4 protein-coding genes are annotated in these 5,553 nt (G+C 47.1%); 2 read left to right on the top strand and 2 right to left on the bottom strand.

All coding sequences use genetic code 11. The features are described 5' to 3' along the window. Together uvrC and QZ147_RS07985 are read right to left on the bottom strand one after the other, a co-directional pair. Window positions 1-1,584 (bottom strand): excinuclease ABC subunit UvrC (gene uvrC / locus QZ147_RS07990; RefSeq protein ID WP_295149064.1); only part of this gene is annotated, 1,584 nt, incomplete at its 3' end. Beyond that, entirely contained in the window at window positions 1,578-2,048 is a 471-nt protein-coding gene (locus tag QZ147_RS07985) for a hypothetical protein (protein WP_295149061.1), read from the bottom strand. The genes QZ147_RS07985 and uvrC, both read right to left, overlap by 7 nt. Window positions 2,049-2,248: 200 nt before the next feature. Here QZ147_RS07985 and nhaD point away from each other — a divergent pair, with 200 nt between their 5' ends. Beyond that, window positions 2,249-3,610 (top strand): sodium:proton antiporter NhaD, encoded by a 1,362-nt coding sequence (nhaD, locus tag QZ147_RS07980; protein ID WP_295149058.1) that lies wholly within the window; start codon window positions 2,249-2,251, stop codon window positions 3,608-3,610. Continuing rightward, window positions 3,610-5,145 (top strand): glutamine-hydrolyzing GMP synthase, encoded by a 1,536-nt coding sequence (guaA, locus tag QZ147_RS07975; RefSeq protein ID WP_295149056.1) that lies wholly within the window; start codon window positions 3,610-3,612, stop codon window positions 5,143-5,145. The genes nhaD and guaA overlap by 1 nt, the downstream gene beginning before the upstream one ends. Window positions 5,146-5,553 lie beyond the last annotated feature (408 nt).

The following is a 5,553-nucleotide window of genomic DNA, read 5'->3' as shown; positions in this document are numbered from 1 at the left end:
GCGAAGGCGCTGAAAAAACTGCAATTTTTTATCGTCCGCGTTTAGCGTGAATTTGCCCTTTTGCGTATAAATTTTATCTTTCGCTGCCCCTTTTGCGCGGTGGGCTTTGGCGTCTATTTTTTCTTTTGAAATAGCGATCACGTCCACGTTCGCGCCGCTGCTTGCTAAAATTTCAAGCGCTAAATTTAATAGCGCCTCGCCTCCGTCGATAACCCAAAGATCGGGCGGACTAAGCTTATCAAAGCGTAAAGCCCGCGCGGTTAGCTGTTCGCGCATCTGGTCGTAGTCGTTTTTTGCGCTTAGATGCATGCGGCGGTATCCGTCCTTGTCCCACGCGCCGTGCGACCAGCGCACCATCGCGCCCACGGTGGCCTCTCCGAATAAATGCGAGTTATCAAACGCTTCGATAACGTAAGGAACGTGCGATAGCGAAAAATACTCGGCGATAAGCTCTAAAATCGCGTCGTCGTGGGTTTTTAAATATTTGTCGATACTAACCTCGGCGTTTTTAGCGGCGATCTCGCAAATTTTACGTTTTTCGCCGATTTTAGGGCGGGAGATGCTAAATTTTCGTCCGTGCCGCTCGTTTAAAATTTCTTCCACCAATGCGGCGTCTTCAAAATCTTCAAAAACGTAAATTTTACTCGTAATTACGGGCTGATCTTGCGGGAAACTCTCTAAAATAACGTGGCGATAAGCTTCATTAATACTATCCTCGTCGCCGTCTTTAAGCGCGGCCACCGTCGTTTTTACGCCGTTAATCTTGCCGCCTTGCACGCTAAAACGAGCCGCGCAGAGCATATTTTTCGCGCTTACGACCGCATAGGCTTCAAAATCCTCCAAGCGCGCAAGATCGACTTCTACCTTGGTTTGGATATTTTTTAGCGTTTCTATCTGGTCGCGCACGGCTGCCGCTTGTTCGAAATTTTCGGCGTTTGCGAAGTTTATCATTAGCTCGTTTAGGCGCGGGATTAGCAGGCTTGGATTTTGCAGCGCAGCCGTGGCGTCTTTTAAAATTTTAGCGTAATCCTCGCTTGAAATTTTACCCTCGCAAGGCGCGTTGCAGCGGCCGATCTGGTAAAAAAGACAGGCTTTTTTATCCTTTAAACAGCCCTTTTTTTGAACTAGGTTAAAATTTAAATAAAGCGCGTTTATCAGCTCGCCCGCTCCGCTAAAATACGGTCCGAAATAACGTATATTAGCGCCTTTTACTACTCTTCGAGTAATCTCAAAACGCGGAAATTCGTCGTTTAAATTTACGAAAATATAAGGGTAGGTTTTGTCGTCGCGAAGTAATATGTTGTATTTGGGTTTTAGCTGCTTGATGAAGGAATTTTCTAAGATTAGCGCGTCGGCTTCGGAGTTTGTTACGATGTATTCAAGATGGACGGCTTCGCTTATCATTTTGCGTATGCGAGGGCTTACTTTGGGGCTCGGCGCGAGGAGCGGCGTAAAGCTAAAATAGCTTTTTACGCGGTTTTTTAAAATTTTAGCCTTTCCTACGTAAAGTAGGCGATTTTGCGCGTCGAAATACTGATAGACGCCGGGCGCGGCGGGCAGCGAGCGTATCTCGTCGATTAACATCGCACGCTTTCGAATTTCGCCGAGCGAGCCGCCAAAATACGGCTTAGCTCCTCGAATTTCGCCTTTAAAATTTCGTCTTTGGCTGAAATTTGAAAATTCCCGTCGCTTTTGGGGCGAAGCAAAATTTTGCGCTCTTTGGGAGCGGGGCGGTAGCGCAATTTTTCGGTGACGAAAAATTTAACGTCGCGAACGTCTTTAAAGACGCTATTTTCGCGCGTTTTAACGAAAGCTTTTAATAAGCCTTTTATCATATTTATACTACTATCGCGTTTTAATTCCGACAGCATCAGCGGATGGGTCAGCACGAAAAACAGCGCGCCTTGCCTGACGTAACAAAAAGCGATGAAATTTTGTTGCGCGCGCGGCATTAAAGCGCGTAGCTCGCGGCATTCGTCGGCATTTTTTAACTCTTTAAACAAAGGATTATCGTAGATATGTTTTACCAGAATTTTAGCGTCTTTCATAGGACGATTTTAGCATTTTTATTATTAATTTTCGTTGCGCTAAATTTGGGCGGCTGCGGCTATAAAGCCGATCCGTTTTACGGCGACGCGCCTCAAAAAGAGAGTAAAAGGGAAAAAATAAACCGACTTTAAACAAAAAGCTTACATTTATAGTCATTTAAGTAAAATAGCGAAAATTTTAAAATTTAAAAGGAGAATGAATGAAAATTTTAAGCCTAATCGCGCTTTCCTTCGGGCTAGCGTTCGGCTCTTCGGGCGAGACGGCGGATATGACTACGACGTGGGTCGGCATATTGTGCTTCCTTATATTCTTAGGCGGATATTATTTTATCGCCGCCGAGGAGAAATACCATATAAATAAGGCTAAACCGGCGCTATTTATCGGTACGTTTATGTTTATTTTAGTAGGTATTTATATGGCGATAAACGGGCAGGATATGCACCCGTTAAACGACGAGGTAAATCACCTGATTTTAGAAATCGCGCAAATTATATTTTTCCTAATGGTCGCGATGACGTTTATCGAAGCGCTTATCGAAAGAGACGTATTTAACACGCTAAAATACAACCTCGTCTCTAAGGGCTACACGTATAAAAAGCTATTTTGGCTAACCGGAATTTTGGCGTTTTTTATTAGCCCGGTCGCCGATAATCTAACTACCGCGCTTATTCTTTCTACCGTGCTTTTAACGATCGATCGCAACAACAAGCCGTTTTTGGTCGCGGGCGCGATAAACATCGTCGTAGCCGCGAACGCGGGCGGCGCGTGGAGCCCGTTCGGCGATATTACGACGCTGATGGCTTGGGCTGCGGGCAAAGCGCCTTTCATCGACTTTTTCGCGCTTTTCCCGGCCTCGTTTATCGGTTGGCTAATTACCGCGTTTTTACTTGCTAAAACCGTCCCCGCGGGTAGCCCGCATTTCGACCCTACGACCGAGCCTAAATTTTACGTTAAAAAAGGTGGCAAGGTCGTAATCTGGCTAGGCGTCGCTACTATCGCGTGCGCGGTGCTAGGCCATCAGTTTTTCCATCTGCCCGCTATGTGGGGTATGATGTTCGGCTTATCGTTGCTAGCCGTTTACGCTTATTGCTTTAAAAGAATTTATAAAACCGAAGAGCCGATTCACGTTTTTCATTATATGTCTAAAATCGAAAACGACACGCTCATATTTTTCTTCGGAATTTTAGCCGCCGTCGGCGCGCTGCACTTTTTGGGATTTTTGGGCTATTTAGTAAAGCTTTACGATATATTCGGGCTAAGCGCTGTAAATATCGCTGTGGGCTTCGTCTCGGCGGTCGTAGATAACGTGCCCGTAATGTCGGCGGTGCTAAAAGCAAATCCGCAAATGGGCGTAGATCAGTGGCTATTAGTTACGCTAACGGCCGGCATCGGCGGCTCGATGATTAGCTTCGGCTCGGCCGCGGGCGTGGGCGTAATGGGTAAGTTAAAAGGCATTTACACCTTCGGCGCGCATATGAGTCAGGCTTGGAAAGTAGTCGTCGGCTATCTCATATCGCTTGCCGTTTGGTACGTTCAATTTGAAATTTTAGGATGGTATTAATGAAAACCGCCGATATCGTAGTTTTGGATTTCGGGTCGCAATACACCCAGCTAATCGCCAGAAGACTTCGCGAACAGGGCGTTTATACGGAAATTTTGCCTTTTAACGCGAATTTGGAAAAGATTAAAGAAAAGCAGCCTAAGGGTGTGATTTTAAGCGGCGGGCCGGCTAGCGTCTACGCGCAAGACGCCTATTTTTGCGACGAGGGCGTGTTTAAGCTGGGGCTGCCGATTTTAGGTATTTTCTACGGCATGCAGCTGTTAGCTCACTCTCACGGCGCGAAAGTTGCCGCCGCCAATAAAAAAGAATACGGCAAGGCCGAACTTTGCGTTACGGGCGAGCACGCGCTATTTCGCGATACTCCCGCAAAGCAAATCGTTTGGATGAGTCATTCAGACGTCGTAGAGGAGCTTCCGGACGGGTTTAAAGCGCTTGCTACTAGCGAGCACTCGCCGTTTTGCGCATTCGGCGACGACGCGCGCAAATTTTACGCTTTGCAGTTTCATCCCGAGGTGCAGCACAGCGAGTTCGGCGCGCAAATCTTAAAAAATTTCGCCAAATATATCTGCGGCTGCGAAAGCACGTGGAACATGGGAAGCTTTGCAAAAACGCAAATGGAGCGTATTAAAGCGCAAGTAGGAAGCGACAAGGTACTGTGCGCGGTGAGCGGAGGAGTGGATAGCTCGGTCGTAGCCGCGCTTTTGGCGCACTGCATAAAGGAAAATTTAATCGTAGTTTTCGTCGATAACGGACTGCTTCGCACGGGCGAGCGCGAGCAGGTAGAAAATACCTTTAAAACCAAGCTAGGCGTCGATTTAATCGTAATCGACGCTAGCAAGCTTTTCTTAGAGCGTCTTGCGGGCGTGACCGATCCTGAGAAAAAGCGCAAAATCATCGGCGAGACCTTTATCGAGGTATTCGACGCGGAGGCTAAAAAGCACGAAAACGTAAAATATCTAGCCCAAGGCACGCTTTATACGGACATTATAGAAAGTAGCGTGGGCGGCGCTTCTAAGACTATAAAAAGCCATCACAACGTAGGCGGGCTGCCCGAGTGGATGAAATTCGAGCTAATCGAGCCGTTACGAGAAATCTTTAAAGACGAGGTGCGCCGGCTAGGCCTTGAGCTTGGTCTTTCGCGCGAGCTCGTGTTTCGTCATCCATTCCCTGGACCGGGCCTTGCGATCCGCATAATGGGCGAAGTAAATACGCCTAGTCTAGAACTCCTGCGCAAAGCCGACGTGATCCTGCGCGATGAGCTAAAATCAAGCGGCTGGTACAACAAAACGTGGCAGGCATTTTGCGTGCTGCTAAACGTGCACTCCGTGGGAGTCATGGGCGATAACCGCACCTACGAAAACGCCGTGTGCGTGCGCGTGGTGGATGCTAGCGACGGCATGACTGCTAGCTTCTCGCGCTTGCCGTACGACCTGCTAGAAAACGTCTCTCGCCGCATCATAAACGAAGTAGACGGCATCAACCGCGTAGTTTACGACATTTCAAGCAAACCGCCCGCAACGATAGAGTGGGAGTAGGGTACGTTTATAAGGCCGCGCCAGCGGGCGCGGCTACGTAGGATTAAACGAGTTAAAATTTTATCCCGCGAACGGGCTATGCGCCTAGTTTCGGGATGAAAATTTAGTCGCTTCTGCTTTACTTCATGATTCGCGTTTGTAGTTTTTAGTAGCGACCGCGAGCTTACTAAGCGGCGTTTCAAAATACTTCCGTTTTCTTTTCGTATCCAGATTTACTATCCACCGAAAATTTGCAACGTCAAGTGGTAAATTTGGACTTTGTAAAATTTTCTCTAATTTCAAAACGCAAATAAATTTTTCCGCTTTAACTCCGCGCGGATCTATTTTTCATTAAAAATTTAAGAAGGGAAAAGCTTAATCTACATCTATACTTTTAAATTCTATCGTGCTAATCGCGTAGATTACAAG

Source organism: uncultured Campylobacter sp., assembly GCF_905371695.1.
Lineage (GTDB): Bacteria > Campylobacterota > Campylobacteria > Campylobacterales > Campylobacteraceae > Campylobacter_A.
This window is presented reverse-complemented; position numbering and strand designations above follow the sequence as displayed.